General features: G+C 71.8%; 15 protein-coding genes. 6 read left to right on the forward strand and 9 right to left on the reverse strand.

What is annotated here, in order from left to right:
- The first annotated feature begins 132 nt into the window (after positions 1 to 132).
- Together FH608_RS49705 and FH608_RS49710 are read left to right on the forward strand one after the other, a co-directional pair.
- Positions 133 to 1,131: a LacI family DNA-binding transcriptional regulator gene (locus tag FH608_RS49705; protein ID WP_139638249.1), complete on the forward strand. Its 999-nt coding sequence runs from the start codon at positions 133 to 135 to the stop codon at positions 1,129 to 1,131.
- A 163-nt stretch (positions 1,132 to 1,294) separates the two neighbouring features.
- Positions 1,295 to 2,170, forward strand: a complete 876-nt coding sequence (locus FH608_RS49710; RefSeq protein WP_139638216.1) for a carbohydrate kinase family protein — start codon at positions 1,295 to 1,297, stop codon at positions 2,168 to 2,170.
- Between the two features lie 10 nt (positions 2,171 to 2,180).
- Here the strand turns inward: FH608_RS49710 and FH608_RS49715 are convergent, their stop codons facing one another.
- Positions 2,181 to 2,738 (reverse strand): TetR/AcrR family transcriptional regulator, encoded by a 558-nt coding sequence (locus FH608_RS49715; RefSeq protein WP_193319083.1) that lies wholly within the window; start codon positions 2,736 to 2,738, stop codon positions 2,181 to 2,183.
- Positions 2,739 to 2,792: 54 nt separating this feature from the next.
- Between FH608_RS49715 and FH608_RS49720 the strand changes: the two genes are divergently transcribed.
- Both FH608_RS49720 and FH608_RS49725 read left to right on the forward strand, forming a co-directional pair.
- Positions 2,793 to 5,891 (forward strand): bifunctional cytochrome P450/NADPH--P450 reductase, encoded by a 3,099-nt coding sequence (locus tag FH608_RS49720; RefSeq protein ID WP_139638218.1) that lies wholly within the window; start codon positions 2,793 to 2,795, stop codon positions 5,889 to 5,891.
- A 194-nt stretch (positions 5,892 to 6,085) separates the two neighbouring features.
- Positions 6,086 to 6,694 (forward strand): ACT domain-containing protein, encoded by a 609-nt coding sequence (locus FH608_RS49725; RefSeq protein ID WP_139638219.1) that lies wholly within the window; start codon positions 6,086 to 6,088, stop codon positions 6,692 to 6,694.
- A 14-nt stretch (positions 6,695 to 6,708) separates the two neighbouring features.
- On the opposite strand, the gene FH608_RS49730 is transcribed toward FH608_RS49725, so the two are convergent.
- The gene (locus FH608_RS49730) at positions 6,709 to 7,065 is read right to left on the reverse strand and encodes an ArsR/SmtB family transcription factor (protein WP_139638220.1); all 357 of its coding nucleotides are present in this window, start codon (positions 7,063 to 7,065) and stop codon (positions 6,709 to 6,711) included.
- 166 nt (positions 7,066 to 7,231) lie between these two features.
- Between FH608_RS49730 and FH608_RS49735 the strand changes: the two genes are divergently transcribed.
- Positions 7,232 to 8,227 (forward strand): cation diffusion facilitator family transporter, encoded by a 996-nt coding sequence (locus tag FH608_RS49735; RefSeq protein ID WP_226900635.1) that lies wholly within the window; start codon positions 7,232 to 7,234, stop codon positions 8,225 to 8,227.
- 101 nt (positions 8,228 to 8,328) lie between these two features.
- On the opposite strand, the gene FH608_RS49740 is transcribed toward FH608_RS49735, so the two are convergent.
- The 7 genes from FH608_RS49740 to FH608_RS49770 are packed head-to-tail and all read right to left on the reverse strand — an operon-like array spanning position 8,329 to position 16,150.
- Entirely contained in the window at positions 8,329 to 8,949 is a 621-nt protein-coding gene (locus FH608_RS49740) for a bifunctional 4-hydroxy-2-oxoglutarate aldolase/2-dehydro-3-deoxy-phosphogluconate aldolase (RefSeq protein WP_139638222.1), read from the reverse strand.
- Positions 8,950 to 9,007: 58 nt separating this feature from the next.
- A complete protein-coding gene (locus tag FH608_RS49745) occupies positions 9,008 to 9,310 on the reverse strand; it encodes a hypothetical protein (protein ID WP_139638223.1) in 303 nt (100 codons plus the stop codon).
- A gap of 29 nt (positions 9,311 to 9,339) precedes the next feature.
- A complete protein-coding gene (locus FH608_RS49750) occupies positions 9,340 to 10,608 on the reverse strand; it encodes a right-handed parallel beta-helix repeat-containing protein (RefSeq protein ID WP_226900637.1) in 1,269 nt (422 codons plus the stop codon).
- A gap of 58 nt (positions 10,609 to 10,666) precedes the next feature.
- A complete protein-coding gene (locus tag FH608_RS49755) occupies positions 10,667 to 12,463 on the reverse strand; it encodes a glycoside hydrolase family 13 protein (RefSeq protein WP_226900640.1) in 1,797 nt (598 codons plus the stop codon).
- Complete coding sequence (locus FH608_RS49760; RefSeq protein ID WP_139638224.1) at positions 12,464 to 13,303, reverse strand: sugar ABC transporter permease; 840 nt, start codon at positions 13,301 to 13,303, stop codon at positions 12,464 to 12,466.
- Positions 13,300 to 14,859 (reverse strand): ABC transporter permease subunit, encoded by a 1,560-nt coding sequence (locus tag FH608_RS49765; protein ID WP_226900642.1) that lies wholly within the window; start codon positions 14,857 to 14,859, stop codon positions 13,300 to 13,302. Before FH608_RS49765 ends, FH608_RS49760 begins: the two co-directional genes overlap by 4 nt.
- Before the next feature lie 13 nt (positions 14,860 to 14,872).
- Positions 14,873 to 16,150, reverse strand: a complete 1,278-nt coding sequence (locus FH608_RS49770; protein ID WP_139638226.1) for a sugar ABC transporter substrate-binding protein — start codon at positions 16,148 to 16,150, stop codon at positions 14,873 to 14,875.
- 327 nt (positions 16,151 to 16,477) lie between these two features.
- Here FH608_RS49770 and FH608_RS49775 point away from each other — a divergent pair, with 327 nt between their 5' ends.
- The gene (locus tag FH608_RS49775; RefSeq protein WP_139638227.1) at positions 16,478 to 17,971 is read left to right on the forward strand and encodes a glycoside hydrolase family 13 protein; all 1,494 of its coding nucleotides are present in this window, start codon (positions 16,478 to 16,480) and stop codon (positions 17,969 to 17,971) included.
- The last annotated feature ends 50 nt before the right edge of the window (positions 17,972 to 18,021 follow it).

Genomic DNA, 18,021 nt, shown 5'->3' on the forward strand with positions numbered 1-18,021 from the left:
CACCACTACGCTGGCCACGAGGTCTCCGGTATTTCGTTCTTCTTGGTCGTTGAACCATCTACCGGAGACCTCTTCGTTCAACGATCACCGACACGCCTCACACGTGATCTTTCGAAACACGGCCTAGCCGACATCGCCGCCCAGGCCGGGGTGAGTGAGGCCACGGTCAGCAGGGTGCTCAACGGCAAGCCCGGCGTCTCGGCCGCCACCCGGCAGGCGGTGATGACCGCGCTCGACCTCATGGGCTACGAGCGCCCGCCCCGGCTGCGGCAGCGCAGCAACGGGCTGGTCGGCCTGGTGACGCCGGAGCTGGACAACCCGATCTTCCCCGCGTTCGCGCAGGCCATCGAGAAGGCGCTGACGCAGCACGGCTACACGCCGGTGCTCTGCACCCAGCTGCCCGGCGGCGCGCCCGAGGACGAGTTCACCGAGCTGCTGGTCGATCGCGGCGTGAGCGGCATCGTGTTCGTCTCGGGGCTGCACGCCGACACGACCGCCCGGATGGACCGCTACACCCGGCTGACCGATCGCGGGCTGCCGATCGTGCTGGTCGACGGCTACAGCGAGCACATCGACGCGCCGTTCATCTCGCCCGACGACCGGCTGGCCGCCCGGCTGGCCGTGCAGCACCTGGTCGACCTCGGCCACGAGCGGATCGGCATCGCGCTGGGGCCGCGCAGGTTCGTCCCGGTGATCAGGAAGATCGAGGGCTACAAGCAGGCCATGGCGCAACTGCTCGGCGCGACCGATGTCGACGAGCTGATCGCCCACTCGCTGTTCTCCGTGGAGGGCGGGCAGGCCGCCGCCGCGCAGCTGCTGGCCCGCGGCTGCACCGGCATCGTGTGCGCGAGCGACCTGATGGCGCTGGGCGCGATCCGCGCGTGCCGGGAGAAGGGCAGGTCGGTGCCGGGCGAGGTGTCGGTGGTCGGGTTCGACGACTCGCCGCTGATCGCGTTCACCGACCCGCCGCTGACCACCGTGCGCAAGCCGATCGGGGCGATGGCCTCGGCGGCCGTGCAGACGCTGCTCGAAGAGGTGAACGGCGCCCCGGCCAAGCACGTCGAGCTGATCTTCCAGCCGGAGCTGGTCGTCCGCGGCTCCACCGGCTCCGGTCCCCTGGTCAACCGGTGACCGCCCACGTTCTCGCGCTCGGGCCGCTGAGGTGAACCTGACGGTGGCGGACTTCTCCGTGCTCGGGCCGCTGAGGTGAACATGACGGTGACGGACTTCTCCGTGCTCGGGCCGCTGAGGTGAACATGACGGTGACGGACTTCTCCGTGCTCGGGGCGCTGAGGTGAACACGACGGTGGCCGACGTCCTCGTGCTCGGGGGCGCCGGGGTGGACACGACGGTGTACGTGCCGGAGCTGCCGCTGCCGTACCGCGACACCTATCACGTGCCGCCGGTCGCCGACCGGATCGGCAACACCGGCGCGGGCGTGGCGCTCGGCTGCCACGCGCTCGGGCTGCGCGTCGCCTTCGCCGACCTGATCGGCGACGACCCTCAGGGCGCGCTCGTCCGCCGGGCGCTGCGCGGCATCGCCTGCTCCTTCGGCCGGGCGGCGGCGGGCACCCGCCGCAGCGTGCTGCTCGTGGGGCCAGACGGCCGGCGCACGTCGCTGCACGACCCGAGGGCCACGCCCGGCGAGCGCCTGCCGCGCGAGCTCTACGCGGACGTGCGCGCCCGGCACGTCCACGTGTCGATCATGGACTTCTGCCGCCACGCCTACCCCGGCCTCGGCGGCGTGCCCGTCTCGACCGACCTGCACGACTGGAACGGCGCCGACGACTATCACAAGGACTTCGCCTACCGCTCCGACCTGGTGTTCCTGTCGGCCGCGGCCCTCCAGGACCCGGAGGCGACGATGCGCGACGTCCTCGACCGCGGGCGCGCCCACACGGTCGTGTGCACGCGCGGCGCCGGCGGCTGCCTGGTGCTGACGCGCGGCTCCGGCGTGCGGGCCTTCCCGGCCGCGCCGCTGCCCGGCCCGGTGGCCGACAGCAACGGCGCTGGCGACGCGTTCGTCTCAGGCTTCCTGTACGGATCGGTGCGGGGCAGGCCGCTGGAGGAGTGCGTACGCCTGGCGTCGGCGGCGGGGGCGCACGCCTGCACGGTCGCCGGCACCCACGAGTCCCCGATCACCGAGGCCGACCTGCTGGCCAGGTGCTGACCGCGCGGTCTCAGAAGCCCGCCAGGCCGTTGATGATCAGGTGGACGGCCGTGTCGTAGTTGCGTTCGATCTCCTCGGGGTCGTCCGGCATGTGCCCGTTGATCTCGGCCAGGATGAAGCCCGACACGAACGCGTGCAGGATGTCGCCGGTGCGCCGCACCTCCGGCTCCGGCACCCCCGCCAGGCGCAGGATGCGATACAGCGCGCTCCAGAGCGGCAGCCCCCGGTGGGAGATCACCTCGGGATGGGTGTGGAGATATCCCCACAGGGCCGGGTGCTCCTTCGCGTTCCGGTGGTAGGCCAGCGCCAGCTCCCTGAGCTGCTCCTGCCACGGGGAGCCGTCGTCGGGCGGCACGCGCATGCGCTCGGCCGCGGTGGCACAGATCAGCTTGAGCAGCGCCTCCTTGTTCTCCACGTGGTGGTAGAGCGACATCGGGTTGACGTCCAGCTCGGACGCCAGCTTCCGCATGGACAGCCCCTCCACCCCGGCCTCGTCCATCAGGCGGACCGCCGTCGTCGCGATCTCTTCGAGAGTCAGGGGGGCGCCCCTGCGCGCGCGCTCAGCCATACACCGTATGGTAGCGTCAGCCATACGGTGTATGGCTACTCGAAGGGAGCACCCATGCCGCAGATCCCCGCACCGCAGGGCCTGCCCATCGTGGGCAACACGCTGCAGATCCCCTCTCACGCGCCGATCGAGCACTTCGTCAAGGTCGCCTCCCGCTACGAGGAGGGCATCTTCCGGCTGGAGATCGCCGGCCGCACGCTCGTGCTGGTGTACGACCCCGACCTGGTGGCGGAGGTGTGCGACGAGAGCCGCTTCGTCAAGCGCATCCGCCCGCCGCTGTCGATCGTGCGCGACTTCGCCGGCGACGGCCTGTTCACGGCCGGGCCCGACGAGCCGGTGTGGGGCCACGCGCACCGCATCCTGATGCCGGCCTTCAGCCAGCGCTCGATGAAGGCGTACTACCCGCAGATGCTGGAGGTCGCCGAGCAGCTCGTCGAGTCGTGGGCAGGTCGCCAGGGGGAGGACCTGCCCGTCTCCGACGACATGACCAGGCTGACCCTGGACACGATCTCGCTCACCGGGTTCGGCTACCGCTTCCACTCGTTCGACTCGCCGGAGCTGCACCCGTTCCTGAAGGCCATGGGCGGCGCGCTGACCGAGGCCATGCTCCGCAACCAGCAGCTGCCGTTCGTCACCAGGCTCAAGCGCGGCCACGAGGAGACGTACCGGCGCGACATCGCCACCATGCAGGCGCTCGTCGACGACGTGATCAGGCGGCGCCGCGCCGAGGGCGCCACGGGCTCCAAGGACCTGCTGGGCCTCATGCTGGAGGCGTCCGACCCGCAGAGCGGCGCCCGCCTGTCCGACGAGAACATCCGCAACCAGGTCCTCACCTTCCTCATCGCCGGACACGAGACGACCAGCGGGCTGCTCTCCTTCGCGCTGTACAACCTGCTGCGCGAGCCGCACACCCTGGCCCGCGCCTACGACGAGGTGGACCGGCTGCTGCCGGGCGACGAGCCGCCCTCCTACGAGACGATCATGAAGCTGGACGTCATCCCCCGCATCCTGGAGGAGACGTTGCGCCACTGGTCGCCCATCCCGGCGTTCGCCGTGACCGCGGTCGAGGACACCACGATCGGCGGCTACCCCGTCCCCGCGGACCAGGGCGTCGCCGTGCTGCTGCCGGTGCTGCACCGCAACCCGAAGGCGTGGGAGCGGCCGGACGAGTTCGACATCGACCGCTGGCTGCCCGAGCATAAGCAGGCGCATCACCCCGGCGCCTACAAGCCGTTCGGCAACGGCGAGCGGGCCTGCATCGGGCGGCAGTTCGCGCTCACCGAGGCCAGGCTGGCGCTGGCGATGATCCTGCGGCGGTTCGCGATCTCCGACCCGAACGTCTACCGCATGAAGATCAAGCAGACGCTCACCCTCAAGCCGGAGGGCTTCACGCTGCGGGTGCGCGAGCGGCGGGCGCACGAGCGGGCCGCCGTCGCGGCCGAGACCGCCGAGGAGAGCCGGCCGCAGGAGATCACCGTCACCGGCGTGCCCCTCACCGTCGCGTACGGCTCCAACCTCGGTACCAGCTCCGACATCGCCGAGCGCCTGGCCGAGCGGGCCGGCCGCGCGGGCTTCGCCACCACGCTGACCGCGCTCGACGACATGACGCCCCCGGTCGAGGGCCTGCTGGTCGTGGTCGCCTCCTCCTACAACGGCAGGGCGCCCGACAACGCCCAGCGCTTCGACGCGCTGGAGGCGCTGCCCGACCTTTCCGGGGTCCGGCTGGCCGTGCTGGGCTGCGGGAACACGCAGTGGCCCACGTACCAGGAGTTCCCGAGGCGGGCGTACGAGAAGCTGACGGCCGCGGGGGCGGTGCCGCTGATCGAGCGGGGCGAGGCCGACACCGACGGCGACTTCGACGGCGACGTGTCCGCCTGGACGGCGAAGCTGTGGGCGGCGCTGGCCGCCGAGTACAGCGCCGCCGCCGGCAGCGCCGGGCCGCGCTACGAGATGGAGGTGCTGAGCGAGGCCGAGGTCCGCCCGGCCGTCGTCTCCTCGCGGGCCGTCCCGCTGACCGTCGTCTCCAACGAGGAGCTGACCGGCGACCCCACCGGGCTGTGGGACTTCTCCGTCGAGGCGCCGCGTCCCGGCGTGCGCTCCATCGTGGCCAGGCTGCCCGAGGGCGTCACGTACGCGGCGGGCGACCACGTGGCCGTCTTCGCCAAGAACGACCCGGAGCTGGTGGAGTGGGCGCTGCGCTGCCTGCGCGTCCCCCGCGAGCAGGTCGTACGGCTGCGCGCCGCCGGCTCCACGCACCTGCCCGTGGACACGCCCGTCACGGCGGGACTGCTGCTGACCGAGTTCGCCGAGCTGCAGGAGGTGGCCACCCGGGCCGACCTGGAGGCGCTGGCCGCCCACACCGAGTGCCCGTGGACGCGCGGGCAGCTCGACGGGCTGACCGCGGCCTACGCCGACGAGATCCTCGCCAAGCGCGTCTCCCCGCTGGCGCTGCTCGAACGCTTCCCGGCGATCTCGCTGCCGCTGCCGGTGTTCCTGGAGATGGCCGGGCCGATCAAGCCGCGCTACTACTCGGTCTCGTCCTCGCCGCTGGCCGACCCGTCGCTCGTGCGCCTCACCGTCGGGCTCGTCGAGGGTCCCGCGTGGTCGGGCGCCGGGACGTACCAGGGCATGTGCTCGGCCTACCTCGCCGGGCTGAAAGAGGGCGAGGTGTTCTACGGCTACGTCCGCGTGCCCGCGCCGCCGTTCCGGCTGCCGGACGACCCGGCCACGCCGGTCGTCATGGTCGGGCCCGGCACCGGGTTCGCGCCGCTGCGCGGCTTCCTGGAGGAGCGGCTGCTGGCCGGGGCCTCCGGGCCCGCCGCGGTCTTCACCGGCTGCCGCCACCCTCAGCACGACCAGCTGTACGCCGACGACCTGGAGCGCTGGGGCGTCCAGGTGCGTGCCGCGTACTCCGCCGTGCCGGGGCACCCGTACCGGTTCGTGCAGGACGCCATCGCGGCGCACGCCGGCGAGGTGTGGGAGCTGCTCTCCCAGGGCGCCCACGTGTACGTCTGCGGCGACGGGCTGCGGATGGCCCCGGCGGTGCGCGAGGCGCTGCTGTCCATCCATCGCGAGCGGACGGGGCGCGACGGGGCCGAGTGGCTCGCGGGGCTGGAGGCGGCGGGGCGCTACCAGCAGGACGTGTTCGCCTGACACCCGCGCGGCCGGCGGGGTGAGGGGCCGGCGGGAGGCGTACCATGACCTGCGGAAACCTGCGCCGGCCCTTTATCGACAATCCGGACTTAACGCTGCATGCTGGGAAATAACCGCAGCATGTGCGACATATCCGTGGAATATTCTTGAAACTTTTCCACGGCACTGTGAGGGCCTCTGGAAAGGGGGCGGCAATGCTGCTGCGACTGAGGGTGTCTCTGCCGGACCGGCCGGGTGGGCTGGGCCAGGTCGCCAAGGCCCTGGGCGCGCTCGGCGCGGACATCCTGCAGGTCACCGTGCTCGAACGCGAGGCCGGACGCGCCGTGGACGACTTCACCGTCTCCTGGCCGGGGCCGGTGACCCCGTCCGAGGCCCGCGAGCGGCTGTCCGCCATGCCGGGCGTGCGGGTCGAGGGTGTCTGGGCGACCAAGGAGGTGCCGGGCTCGGCGCTCGACTACGACCTGCTCATGCACGTCGTGTCCCAGCCCGCCCGGGGCTTCGCCGCTCTGGTGGACGCCCTGCCGGGGCTGTGCGGGGCGGAGTGGTCGGTGGCGCTGGCCGACGGGGCCATCCAGCACGCCTCGCTGGCCGCCCCGGAGAAGTTCGAGCTGGACCTGGCGGAGCCGCCGCCGCGGGCCGCCACGCTGGACGCCGACGAGCTGCGCCTCATGCTGCTGCCCGTGGTGGCCCAGGGGCTGCACCTGGTGGTCGCCAGGGCCGACGGGCCCGTGTTCCACCGCGCCGAGCTGGAACGCGCCACCCGGATCGTGGACGTGGTCGCCAAGCTGGCCACCCGGGTCTGACCTCGCCGGCGGCGTCAATCGTGGCGCGGCAGGCCCGACACCTGGTGGTCGGCGTGGAAGAGCGCCTCGGCGATGATGGCCCGTACGTGGGAGTCGCGTGCCCGGTAGAGCACGCGGCGCCCGTCCCTGCGGGTGTCCACCAGCCCCGCCAGCCTGAGCTTGGCCAGGTGCTGCGACACCGACGGGCGGGCGGCGCCGACGGCCTCGGCAAGGGAGTTCACATCACGCTCCCCCGATGACAGCAGCCACATCAGTCGCAGGCGGGTGCCGTCGCTGAGCATGCGGAAGGCGTCCACGGCGGCGGCCACCTGGGCGGGAGTGGGTTGCTCCTGCGAATGGTCGGCACCTGAGACGTTGTCGCGTGCGCACATGACTACATATCCTGGCAGAACATACGCATTGCGCAAGCGAGGGGACGCCATGGCTGACGAGCGACACCTTCCACCGCACGAGCAGCACGGACATGAGCACGGACATGAGCACCGCCAACGTCACGATCACGGGCACGATCATGGGCACGGGCACGGGCATCGATCGGTGCGGGGCAGGTTCGCCCACGGCCTGTTCAGGACGCACACGCACGACAGCGCCGACAAGACGGACGCCGCGCTGGAGTCCAGCAGCCGGGGCATGCGGGTGGTGGCCGTCTCGTTCGCCGTCCTGATGGTCACGGCGGCCCTGCAAGCGGTGGTCGTCGTCGCCTCCGGCTCGGTGGCGCTGCTCGGCGACACCCTCCACAACGTGGCCGACGCGCTCACCGCCGTGCCGCTGGCGATCGCGTTCTCCCTGGGCCGCCGCGCCGCCACCCGCCGCTTCACCTACGGGTACGGCCGGGCCGAGGACCTGGCGGGCGTCGTCATCGTCCTGCTGATCGCCGCCTCGGCCGCCCTGGCCGGGTACGAGGCCGTCGTGCGGCTCCTGGACCCGCAGGAGGTGCGGGCGGTCGGCTGGGTGGCGGGCGCGGCGCTGATCGGGTTCGCGGGGAACGAGTGGGTGGCCCGCTACCGGATCAGGGCCGGCCGGCAGATCGGCTCGGCCGCGCTGGTGGCCGACGGCCTGCACGCCAGGGCAGACGGCTTCACCTCGCTGGCCGTCCTGCTCGGCGCGGGCGGCGCCGCGCTCGGCTTCCCGCTCGCCGACCCCGTGGTGGGCCTGCTGATCACCTTCGGCATCTGCTTCGTGCTGCGGGACGCGGCCCGCGAGATCTACCACCGGCTCATGGACGCCGTGGACCCCGCGCTCGTGGACGCCGCGGAACGCGTCCTGGGCGCGGTGGACGGGGTGCGGCGGGTCGGGGCCGTACGGCTGCGCTGGATCGGGCACGCGCTGCACGGCGAGGTGGAGATCCTCGTGGACCACGGCATGTCGGTGGCGCGCGCCCACGCGGTGGCGGTGGAGGCCGAGCACCACCTCATCCACGGTGTGCCGCGCCTGCGGTCCGCCACCGTCCACACCGACCCGCACGGCCCGGCGGGCGCCGACCACCACGCCACCCTGTCCCACCACCACGTCCCCGCCCACCGTCCCCACTGACCCACCCGCTAGGGGACGGTGCCGGGTTGAGGACGGCTGCCCGGTGACGCCCCGGCGAGCGTGCCGGGGCCGAACGGTGGCTCGGCGGCCGCCGGACGGGGTCAGCGGGCCTGGGCGAGGTGGGTGAGCAGGGTGGTGACGCGGTCGGCGGCGGCGCGGGGGCCGCCCGAGGTGAGCGCCGAGCCCATGCCGCACGCCACGGCCCCCGCCGCGATCCACTCCGGCGCGTTGTCCAGCGTCACGCCCCCGGTCGGGATCGCGGGCACCTGCGGCAGCGCGGCACGGAGGTCGCGCAGCCAGGAGGGCGACACGGTGGAGGCGGGGAAGATCTTGACGGCGTCCGCGCCCTCCTCCAGCGCCCGGACGATCTCGGTGGGGGTCGACACGCCGGGGAAGACGGGCACGCCGTACCGGTGGCCGGTGCGGATGACGTCGGGGTGCAGGCTCGGCGAGACGAGGAAGCGCGCGCCGGACTCGACAGCGGCGCGGGCGGCGGCGCCGTCCAGCACGGTGCCCGCGCCGATCAGCGCGTCCGGCCGCCGCTCGGTGAGCCGGGCGACGGCGGCGAGCGCCCGGGGCGTGGTGAGCGCGACCTCCACGGCCCGCAGCCCGGCGTCCAGCACCGCGTCGGCGGCGGCCACCGCCTCCTCGGGCCCCGTGGTCCTGACGATCCCGAACACCCGCTGCTCGGTGACCGCCTGGACGATCTCCCACCGGTACATCGCTTCTCTCCTCAACCCGGCTCTCCCGGCCGAGCCACTGCCCCGGCCGAGCCGCCTCTCAGGCGCCGGCGTCCCAGACGCCTTGGAACGCCTCCTGCGTGATCTCCGTCAGCTCCCACACCTCCAGCGGCTGGTCGGTCAGGAAGCCGTGCTCGTCCTGCAGGTGGCGCCAGTCGTAGCGCTGTGCGGCCCGGTCGGCGCCGACGGTCACCTGCCTGATCGCCCACTGCTCCCGGCCGTCGCCCTCGACGCTCTCGAAGAGCCAGGCGCGCCCGTCCTCGTCGGCCAGGTGCCAGTAGCGGCGCGGCACGTCGGACTCGGCGAGCTGCCTCACCAGCGGCCCGCGAAGATCTGGTAGCACCCGTCCACTCTAGAGGGAGGGGGTCGGGCTCAGTGCTGGTAGGCCCCCGCGTCAGGCGTGCGCGTCAGGGGCTTGCCGGTGATGTCCTTGCCGAGCGCCTTGCCGCCGTACCAGGACGGGCTGAGGGTCACGCCGCGCCCGAGCGCCGGGGAGCCGGGGCGCAGCCGCAGGTCGGTGCGGGAGACGAACCTGGGGTCGGCCATGACGGACTTCGGCCCCAGCTTGAAGCGCACCGAGCGCGCCTTGTACACGCTGCCGGCCTCGTCGGCCCCCTTGCCGTCCTCGAAGCCGGCCTGGCCGCCCACCACGATCACGTTGTTGCGCAGCTTCAGGATGGACGGGGAGCAGCCGTCGTGGCAGGACCAGCCGATCGTGTTCCGCGCCGGCAGGTAGACGGAGTTGTGCACGGCGATGGTGCCCTTGACGGGGCCGACGACGTGGTGGGGGCCGCGGGTGATGAGGAACGAGCCGCGGCTGCGGGTGGAGGTGACGACGTTGAAGGCGAACACGTTGCCGGTGGCGGTCTTGCCCTTCTGGGCGCCGAGCTCGGTGAACGTCTCGTTGTTCTTGGCGGTGTTGTGGGTGATCCGGTTGCGGTCGCCGTTGAAGACCTCCACGGCGGACCCGTCGGCGCCGTAGTCCTTGCTCTTGGCGAAGCCGCCGGTGATGGTGTTGCCGGTCACGAGGTTGTCGTCGCCCTGGAGCAGCACGCCGAAGGCGCCGGAGTCGTTGTCGCCGCCCTCGTCGTTGACGCTCATCCGGTTGTTGTCGGTCAGGACGCTGTCGCGCAGGGTGTTGTGCGAGCCGGTCGGCGTGATGTAGACGCCGGCGATGTTGTGGTCGGCCTGCACCTTGACCAGCTCGTTGTGGTCGCCGTCGATCTGGAAGCCGGCCCAGCGGCAGCCGGCGGCGCGCAGGCCGCTGATGTGCCAGTAGCTGCCCTTGACCAGCACGCAGTCGTCGTCGGCGCCGCTGATCTTGGGGAGGGCGCCGCTGCCGTACGCCTGGATGGTGATGGGGCTCGCCGCGGTGCCGCCGGCCTCCAGCGTGAGCGGGCCGGAGAAGGAGCTGCCGCGCTTGATCCGCACGGTGTCACCCGGCTTGAGGCCGGCGGCGTTGACCATGTCGAGGGACTTCCAGGGCGCGCCGGCGCTGGTGCCCGCCGCGCTGTCGTCCCCCGCCCGTGAGTCCACGTAGTACGTGGTGCCGGCCAGGCGCAGGCTCCCCTGGGCGGCGGCGGGCACGGCGGACAGAACGGGCAGGAGCGCGGCCGTCACGGCCACGGGAGTCAACCTCATGGGAGCACACCATCATCGAGTCGGCAGTCGGTGGGGGAGAGAGCCAACCGTAGCGTGATCAACGTGTGAGGCGCCACATCCTCAGCGAAGGTCCGTCTCCCGGCAGCACGTCGCCGTCCTCGGCGCCGTGCAGGCCACTGGCTCGCGCGCCGAGCCGCAGCGGCGCGCCGGGGGCCCGCCGCACGCACACCACGATCGTCTCCTCGTACGTCTCCCGCGCGAAGACCAGGCAGTCGGCGTCGGCGTGCAGCCAGCGCAGGCCGCCGTGGCGCAGCGCGGGCTCGGCCCTGCGCAGCCCGAGCAGCTCCCGGTAGGCGGCGAGGGTGGCGAGGTCCTGGTCGGCGGGCCGGTTCCAGGGCATCGGGGTACGCGAGTGCTCGCCGTTCACGCCGGTCAGGCCGTACTCGCTGCCCGCGAACACCATCGGCGTGCCGGGCAGCGTGGCCTGCAGCCCGAGCGCGAGCAGGTGGCGCTCGCGCGAGCCGGTGACGGTGCGGATGCGGGGCGAGTCGTGCGAGTCGAGCAGCTGCCAGGAGTGCACGAGCGTGCGCCACGACATGCGGGAGGCGAACGTCCTGAACGTGGCCAGCGTGGCGGTCCCGTCGCGCTCGGGCACGCCGCCCGGCACGCCCATGAAGCGCTCCAGGTCCAGCTCGGGGCCGCGCAGCCAGGCCCAGACCGGGCGGGTGAAGCCGCCGTAGTTCATGGTGCCGTGCCAGGTGTCGCGGTCGAGGTCGGGCGAGGCGTCGTGGTTGTGCTCGGCGATGAACGCGTCCTCGGGGCCGAGCGCGGCGCGCAGCAGGGCGGCCGCCTCGTGGTTGTGGTCGTCGGCGGCGAGCCGGCCGGTCATGTTGGCCACGTCGACCCGCCAGCCGTCGAGCGGCCCCAGCCACCTCTTCAGCACCGCGGGCACTCTGGTGCGGACCAGCTCGCTGCCCCAGTTGAGCTTGGGCAGCGACTTGAAGCCCCACCAGGACTCGTAGTCGCCGGTGTCGGGGTCGAAGTAGAACATCTCGCGTTCGGGCGCGTTCACGTCGGAGACGGCCGCGGTGAACCATTCGTGCGTGTCGCCGCAGTGGTTGGGGGTGATGTCGCCGATGAGCCGCATGCCGCGCTCGTGCAGCGCGCCGGACAGCCGGTGCAGCGCCTCGTCGCCGCCGAGCAGCGGGTCGACGTGCTCGAACGTGGAGGCGTTGTAGCGGTGGTTGGAGCGGCCCGGGAAGATCGGCGTCAGGTAGACGGTGTCGGCGCCCAGGCTCCGGACGTGGTCGAGCCGCCGGACGATGCCGTCGAGGTCGCCGCCGTAGAACTGGCGGGAGGTGCCGGGACCGCTCGGGATGACCGGGTCGCGGTCCCAGTCGCGCGGCAGCGCCCAGCCGGGCAGCTCGGACGCGCGCTCTTCAAGGGGACGTGAGCGCTCGAAGCGGTCGGGGAAGATCTGGTAGACGATGGCGTCCCGCATCCACGAGGGCGGCGGGCGGTGGCAGACGAGCCGGAAGTCGCCCGCGTCGGTCACGTCGTGGGCCGCGATCCCTTCGGCGGTCAGCCAGCTCTGCCCGCCCGGGGTGAGGAGCAGGAAGCGGTACGGCGTGACGGGGTTGACCGCGGTGATCTCGGCCCGCCACCAGACGTCGGTGCCGCCGTAGCCGCCCGCGCCCCGCCGCGAGGGGTCCGGCGACGCCTCGGCGTAGCGCGGCTCGCCGTCGTGCACCGCGCGCACGTGGACACCGGTGATCCCGGCGGCCAGCGGCGCGCGCAGCCACAGCGTGACCCGCGAGCCGACGCCGGGCCGCTGGTCGGAGACGTACAGAGCCGAGCCGTCGTGATGCGGCCGCCCGATGAAGCGCACTGGCACCTACCCTTTGACGGCCCCGCTGGTGAGGCCGGAGACGATGTACTTCTGCAGCCAGAGGAACACGCTCACCGTCGGGATCGCGGTGAGCAGGGTGGCCGCGGCGAACATGCCGAAGTTCGCGTTGCGGTGGTCACCGGCGATCATCCCGTACATGCCGACGGCGAGGGTCTTGCTCTCGGGGTCGCGCAGGAACACGTTGGCCATGAGGAACTCGCTCATCGTGCCGATGAACGCCAGCAGCGCCGTGACCGCGAGGATCGGCGTGACCAGCGGCATGATGACGCGCCAGAAGATCTGGGCGTGCGTGGCGCCGTCGACGGTGGCGGCCTCGTCCAGCTCCTTCGGCACGGTGTCGAGGAAGCCCTTCATCAGCCAGGTGTTCACGCCGAGCGCGCCGCCGAGGTAGAGCAGCAGCAGGCCCCACACGGTGTTGAAGCCGAAGGCCGGATACAGCTCGGTCACCCTGGTGAAGATCATGAAGATCGTCACGATGGCGAGGAACTGCGGGAACATCTGGATGAGCAGCAGCGCCAGCAGCCCGACCCGGCGCCCGGCGAAGCGCATGCGGCTGAAGGCGTAGGCGGCGAACATCGACAGCAGCAGGCTCGCGAACGACGAGACCAGCGCGATGAACACCGAGTTGAAGAACCACCGGCCGAACGGGTAGCTGTCGGAGGTCAGCAGGTGCGCGAAGTTGGCCAGGCTCGCCCCGCTCGGCAGCAGGTCGGTGGAGGCCAGCGTGCCCAGGGGGTTGATCGCCGCCGAGACCACGAAGAGGATCGGGAAGACCGCGAACGCGCACACGGCCAGCACGAGCACGTGCCTGAGGGCGAGTTTCACGCGTAGATCTCCTCCTGCCTGCGGGTACGCCGGAACGCCACGGCCGAGATGACCGCCACGATCGTGAAGATGAACACCGAGATCGCCGCCGCGAAGCCGAACTGCGCGCCGCCCGCGCCGAACGCCAGCCGGAACGTGTAGGTGATCAGCAGGTCGGTGCCGCCCACCTGCGGGCTGTCGGCCGGGAACGGGCCGCCGTCGGTGGTGAGCGCGATCGCGTTGAAGTTGTTGAAGTTGTAGGCGAACGACGAGATCAGCAGCGGCGTGAGCGCGACCAGCAGCAGCGGCAGCGTGACCCGGCGGAACGCCTTCCACGGCGTGGCCCCGTCGATGGCGGCGGCCTCGGTCAGCTCGCGCGGGATGGCCTGCAGCGCGCCGGTGGTGACCAGGAACATGTACGGGAAGCCCAGCCACAGGTTGACCAGGATCACGCCGAGCCGGGCGGTGCCCACCTGGCCGAGCCAGTCGATGTCGGCCCCGAGAAGCTGGTTGATCAGGCCGAAGTCGCGGTTGAACATGTCGCGCCAGACCAGCAGCATGGCGAAGGCGGGCATCGCGTACGGCAGGATCAGCACGATCCGGTAGACGCGGGTGCCGCGCATGCGCGGGTGGTGCAGTGCCAGCGCCACCGCCATGCCGAGCGCGAAGGTGCCGAGCACGGAGGCCAGCGCGAAGACCAGGTTCCAGCCCAGCACCCCGGCGAAGTACCCCGAAATTGTCGGATTTGTCAGGACTCGTGCGAAGTTGTCCAGGCCGACGTTGACCTGCCAGCCCTGCGCCAGGTGCTCTCCCCCGGCGTTGACGAAGTAGCCCTGGCTCTCGTCGGCCGTCCAGGGGCCGCCGTCGCCGCGCACGCAGTCGCAGCCGGCGTCGTACAGGAGCGCCGCCTTGCCCTCGACGGCCCGGCTGAGCCCGTTCGCCTTGATCACGCCGTCGCCGGTCGGCACGGCCAGCGCGGTGATCTCCTGGCCCCGGGCGGCGGCCTCCGGAGCCTTGAGCACCCTCAGCCCGGGCGCGCTCAGCACCTTGCCGGTGATCCCGACCCGGGCGCCCGCCAGCGGCGCCAGCCCGCTCGAATCCCCCACCCGCACCTGCTTGGTCGCCGGGTCGACCAGCAGGAACACCAGCCGGTCGCCGCGCAGCGCGGCGGTCAGGGCGTACTCGGGCGAGCCGGGGGTCTGCCGCACGGAGCCCGTCTCGATGGCCGTGATGGCGGCGGCCTTGTCGCCGCGGTGCCCGTCGCCGAAGTTCGTGAACGCGGTGGTGACCGTGTAGAGGACGGGGAACACCTGGAAGGCGATGAGAAAGACGGTGCCCGGGACGAGATACTTCGCCGGGACGAAGCGCCGGGTCAGGTAGAGGTAGGCGATGGCCGCGCTCGCCGCGCCGAGCAGCCCGAGCGAGACCCACGACCCGGCGGCGACCAGCGGCGGCACGGCGTAGAGCAGGATCGCGGCGGCCACCGCGAGCACCGCGATCCTGCTCACCACGAAGGCCGTGGTGATCTGCCGGCGGGGCCGCGGTGACCTGGCGGTCTCCGCGGCTTCGCGACGCACGTCGAGCGCCATGTCAGTGCTTGAGCGAGCCGTCGATGGCCTTCTGCGCCGCGGCGGCGGCCTTGGCCGCGTCGCCGCCCTTGACGACGGCGTTCTCGGCGATGCCGAACGGCTCCCAGATCGCCGCCATCTCGGGGATGGCCGGCATCGGCATGCCGTCCTTGCCCGCCTCCATGAACTTGACGGCGTCCGGGTCGCTCGCCTGCACCTCCTGGAGCGCGGCGGTCAGCGCCGGGGGCCGCGGGTCGGCCTCGTACAGAGCCTTGGCGACGTCCTTGTTGGTCACGTAGTTGGCGACGAACTCCTGGGCCAGGGCCTTGTTCTTGCCCTTGGAGGCCACGAAGAAGCTCTGCACGCCGACGAACGGGGTGGCGGGCTTGCCACCCTCGAACGGCGGGACGGCGGTGATGTCGTACGCGATGCCGCCCTTCTTGACCTCGCTCATCGCCCACGGCCCGGAGATCAGGTACGCGCACTTGCCGCCGGCGAAGTTGACGATGTAGTTCTCGTTCGTGATCGACGTGCGCAGCGCGCCGTCGCCCTTCTCGCCGAGCTCCCGCAGCTTGCCGAACGCCTTGACCGAGCCTGGCGAGCCGACCAGCACCTGCTTGGGGTCGGGGTCGCCGCCGGCGGTGGCGCCGAACAGCGCGCCGCCGGCGGAGGCGAAGATCGGGTAGACGTGGAAGGCGTCGCCCTTCTGCCCGACGGGGATGCAGAGCACCTCCTTGACCTTGCCGTCCGCCTTGAGCTGCTTGCCCTTGGCGACCATGTCCTCGATGGTGGCGGGCGCGTCGGGGGCGAGCTCGGTGTTGCGGATCAGCGCGATGTTCTCCACTGCGTAGGGGGCGCCGTAGATCTGCCCGTTGAACGTCACGGCCTGGATCGCCTTGGGCGAGAAAGCGGCCTTCTGGGCGTCGGTCAGCGTGACGGGGTCGATGGCGCCGTTCTGCACGAGGTTGCCGATCCAGTCGTGCGCGCCGATCATGATGTCGGGGCCGCTGCCCTGCTGGGAGGCGGTCAGGAAGGTCTGCTGGTTGTCCTTGCTGATCTCCTTCACCTCGACGGTCACGCCGTTCTCGGCGCCGAACTGGTCGGCGAACGGCTTGAGCGGCTTGACCCGGCTGGGGTCGGCCCAGATCACGAGCGTGCCGCCCCCGGCCGCCGGGGCGGAGGCGGACGCGCCGGTCTCCGCCGGCGCGGCAGAAGGGGAAGCCTGCTGGGAATCGCCGCACGCCGTGGCGGCGAACGCGAGTGTCGCGAGGGCGGCCACACCCAGAGCCCGCATGCGCATGGGACCTCCTGAGGTCACGGAGGAACGGCCGCGCCGCGCGAGCGCCGCCGCCAGTAGAAGCCAAACTTTTCCGGGACGTTAGCCGCTCTTTGCAAGAATTGGAAGAACTTGCGCAAGGGCGTTACGCGATCCTCACCGCCCGATTCCCGTCAGGGCAGGTCAGCCGAATACGGAAGACCGAAAGGGGGCATCCGCCTTCAGAGGCACGGCTCCAGAGGTGCGAGATCGTGATCTTTGCAACTTTCCGCAACTTGCACTTGACCGTGGACGAGCGAACGCGACATCCTGCACCAGACCATCACTAACATCTCAGGCAAAGGGACAGCCATGCTCGGCAACGACGACTGGTGGCGTGACGCCGTCGTTTACCAGGTCTACCCGCGCAGCTTCGCCGACGCCGACGGCGACGGCATGGGCGATCTGGCAGGCGTACGGGACCGCCTCGGCTACCTCGCCGACCTGGGCGTGGACGCCATCTGGCTGAGCCCCTTCTACACCTCCCCCATGGCCGACGGCGGCTACGACGTGGCCGACTACCGGGACGTGGACCCCATGTTCGGCACGCTCTCCGACTTCGACGCGCTGGTCGCCGACGCGCACGGCAAGGGCATCAGGGTCATCGTCGACCTCGTGCCCAACCACTCCTCCGACCAGCACCCCTGGTTCAAGCAGGGGCTGCGCGAGCGCTACATCTTCCGCGACCGGCCCAACGACTGGGAGTCGATCTTCGGCGGCCCGGCCTGGACGCAGGTCGAGGACGGCCAGTGGTACCTCCACCTGTTCGCCCCCGAGCAGCCGGACCTCAACTGGAACAACCCGGACGTGCGCGCCGAGTTCCGCGACATCCTGCGCTTCTGGCTCGACCGGGGCGTGGACGGCTTCAGGATCGACGTGGCGCACGGCATGATCAAGGCCGAGGGGCTGCCCGACGTGGGGCCCAAGGAGGGCCGCCAGGCCGAGATGCTGGGCGACGAGCAGGTGCCCTACTTCGACCAGGACGGCGTGCACGACATCTACCGCGAGTGGCGGCCCATCCTCGACTCCTACCCCGGCGGCCGGATGGCGGTGGCCGAGGCCTGGGTGTCCTCCCCCGAGCGGCTGGCCCGCTACGTCGGCCCGGACGAGTTGCACCAGGCCTTCAACTTCGAGTTCATGATGGCCGACTTCCACGCCAAGTCGTTCCGTACGGTCATCGAGAAGTCGCTGAAGGAGGCCGAACTGGTCGGCGCGCCCACCACCTGGGTGCTGTCCAACCACGACAAGCCCCGCCACGTCACCCGGCACGGCGGCCTGGCCCGCGCCCGGGCGGCCACGCTGCTCATGCTGGCGCTGCCCGGCTCGGCCTACCTCTACAACGGCGAGGAACTGGGCCTGCCCGAGGTGCTCGACCTGCCGGACGAGCTGCGCCAGGACCCGGCCTTCCTGCGGCGCGGCGACAGCCGCGACGGCTGCCGGGTGCCGATCCCGTGGACGGCCTCCGGCGACTTCGGCTGGCGGAACCCCTGGCTGCCGATCCCGGCCTCCTGGGGGCCGCTGTCGGCCGAGGCCCAGCGGGACGACCCCGGCTCCACCCTGAACCTGTACCGGGCCGCGCTGAGGCTGCGCAGGCAGCACCCGGCGCTCGGCGGCGGCACGCTGACCTGGCTCGACTCCCCCAAGGACGTGCTGGCCATCGAGCGCGACCCGGGCCTGGTCGTGGTGCTCAACACCGGCGAGGAGCCGGTGCGGCCCGGCGTGGACGGCGAGGTGCTGCTGTCCAGCGGCCCGTTGCCAGACGACGGGACGCTTCCGCCGGACACCACGATCTGGCTCCAGCGCTGACGGTTGGCGCAAACTTTCCCTTTACGCGCCCTATTACGGGTAATCACGCT

It is taken from the genome of Nonomuraea phyllanthi (genome assembly GCF_006334985.2).
GTDB classification, from domain to species: Bacteria; Actinomycetota; Actinomycetes; order Streptosporangiales; family Streptosporangiaceae; genus Nonomuraea; species Nonomuraea phyllanthi.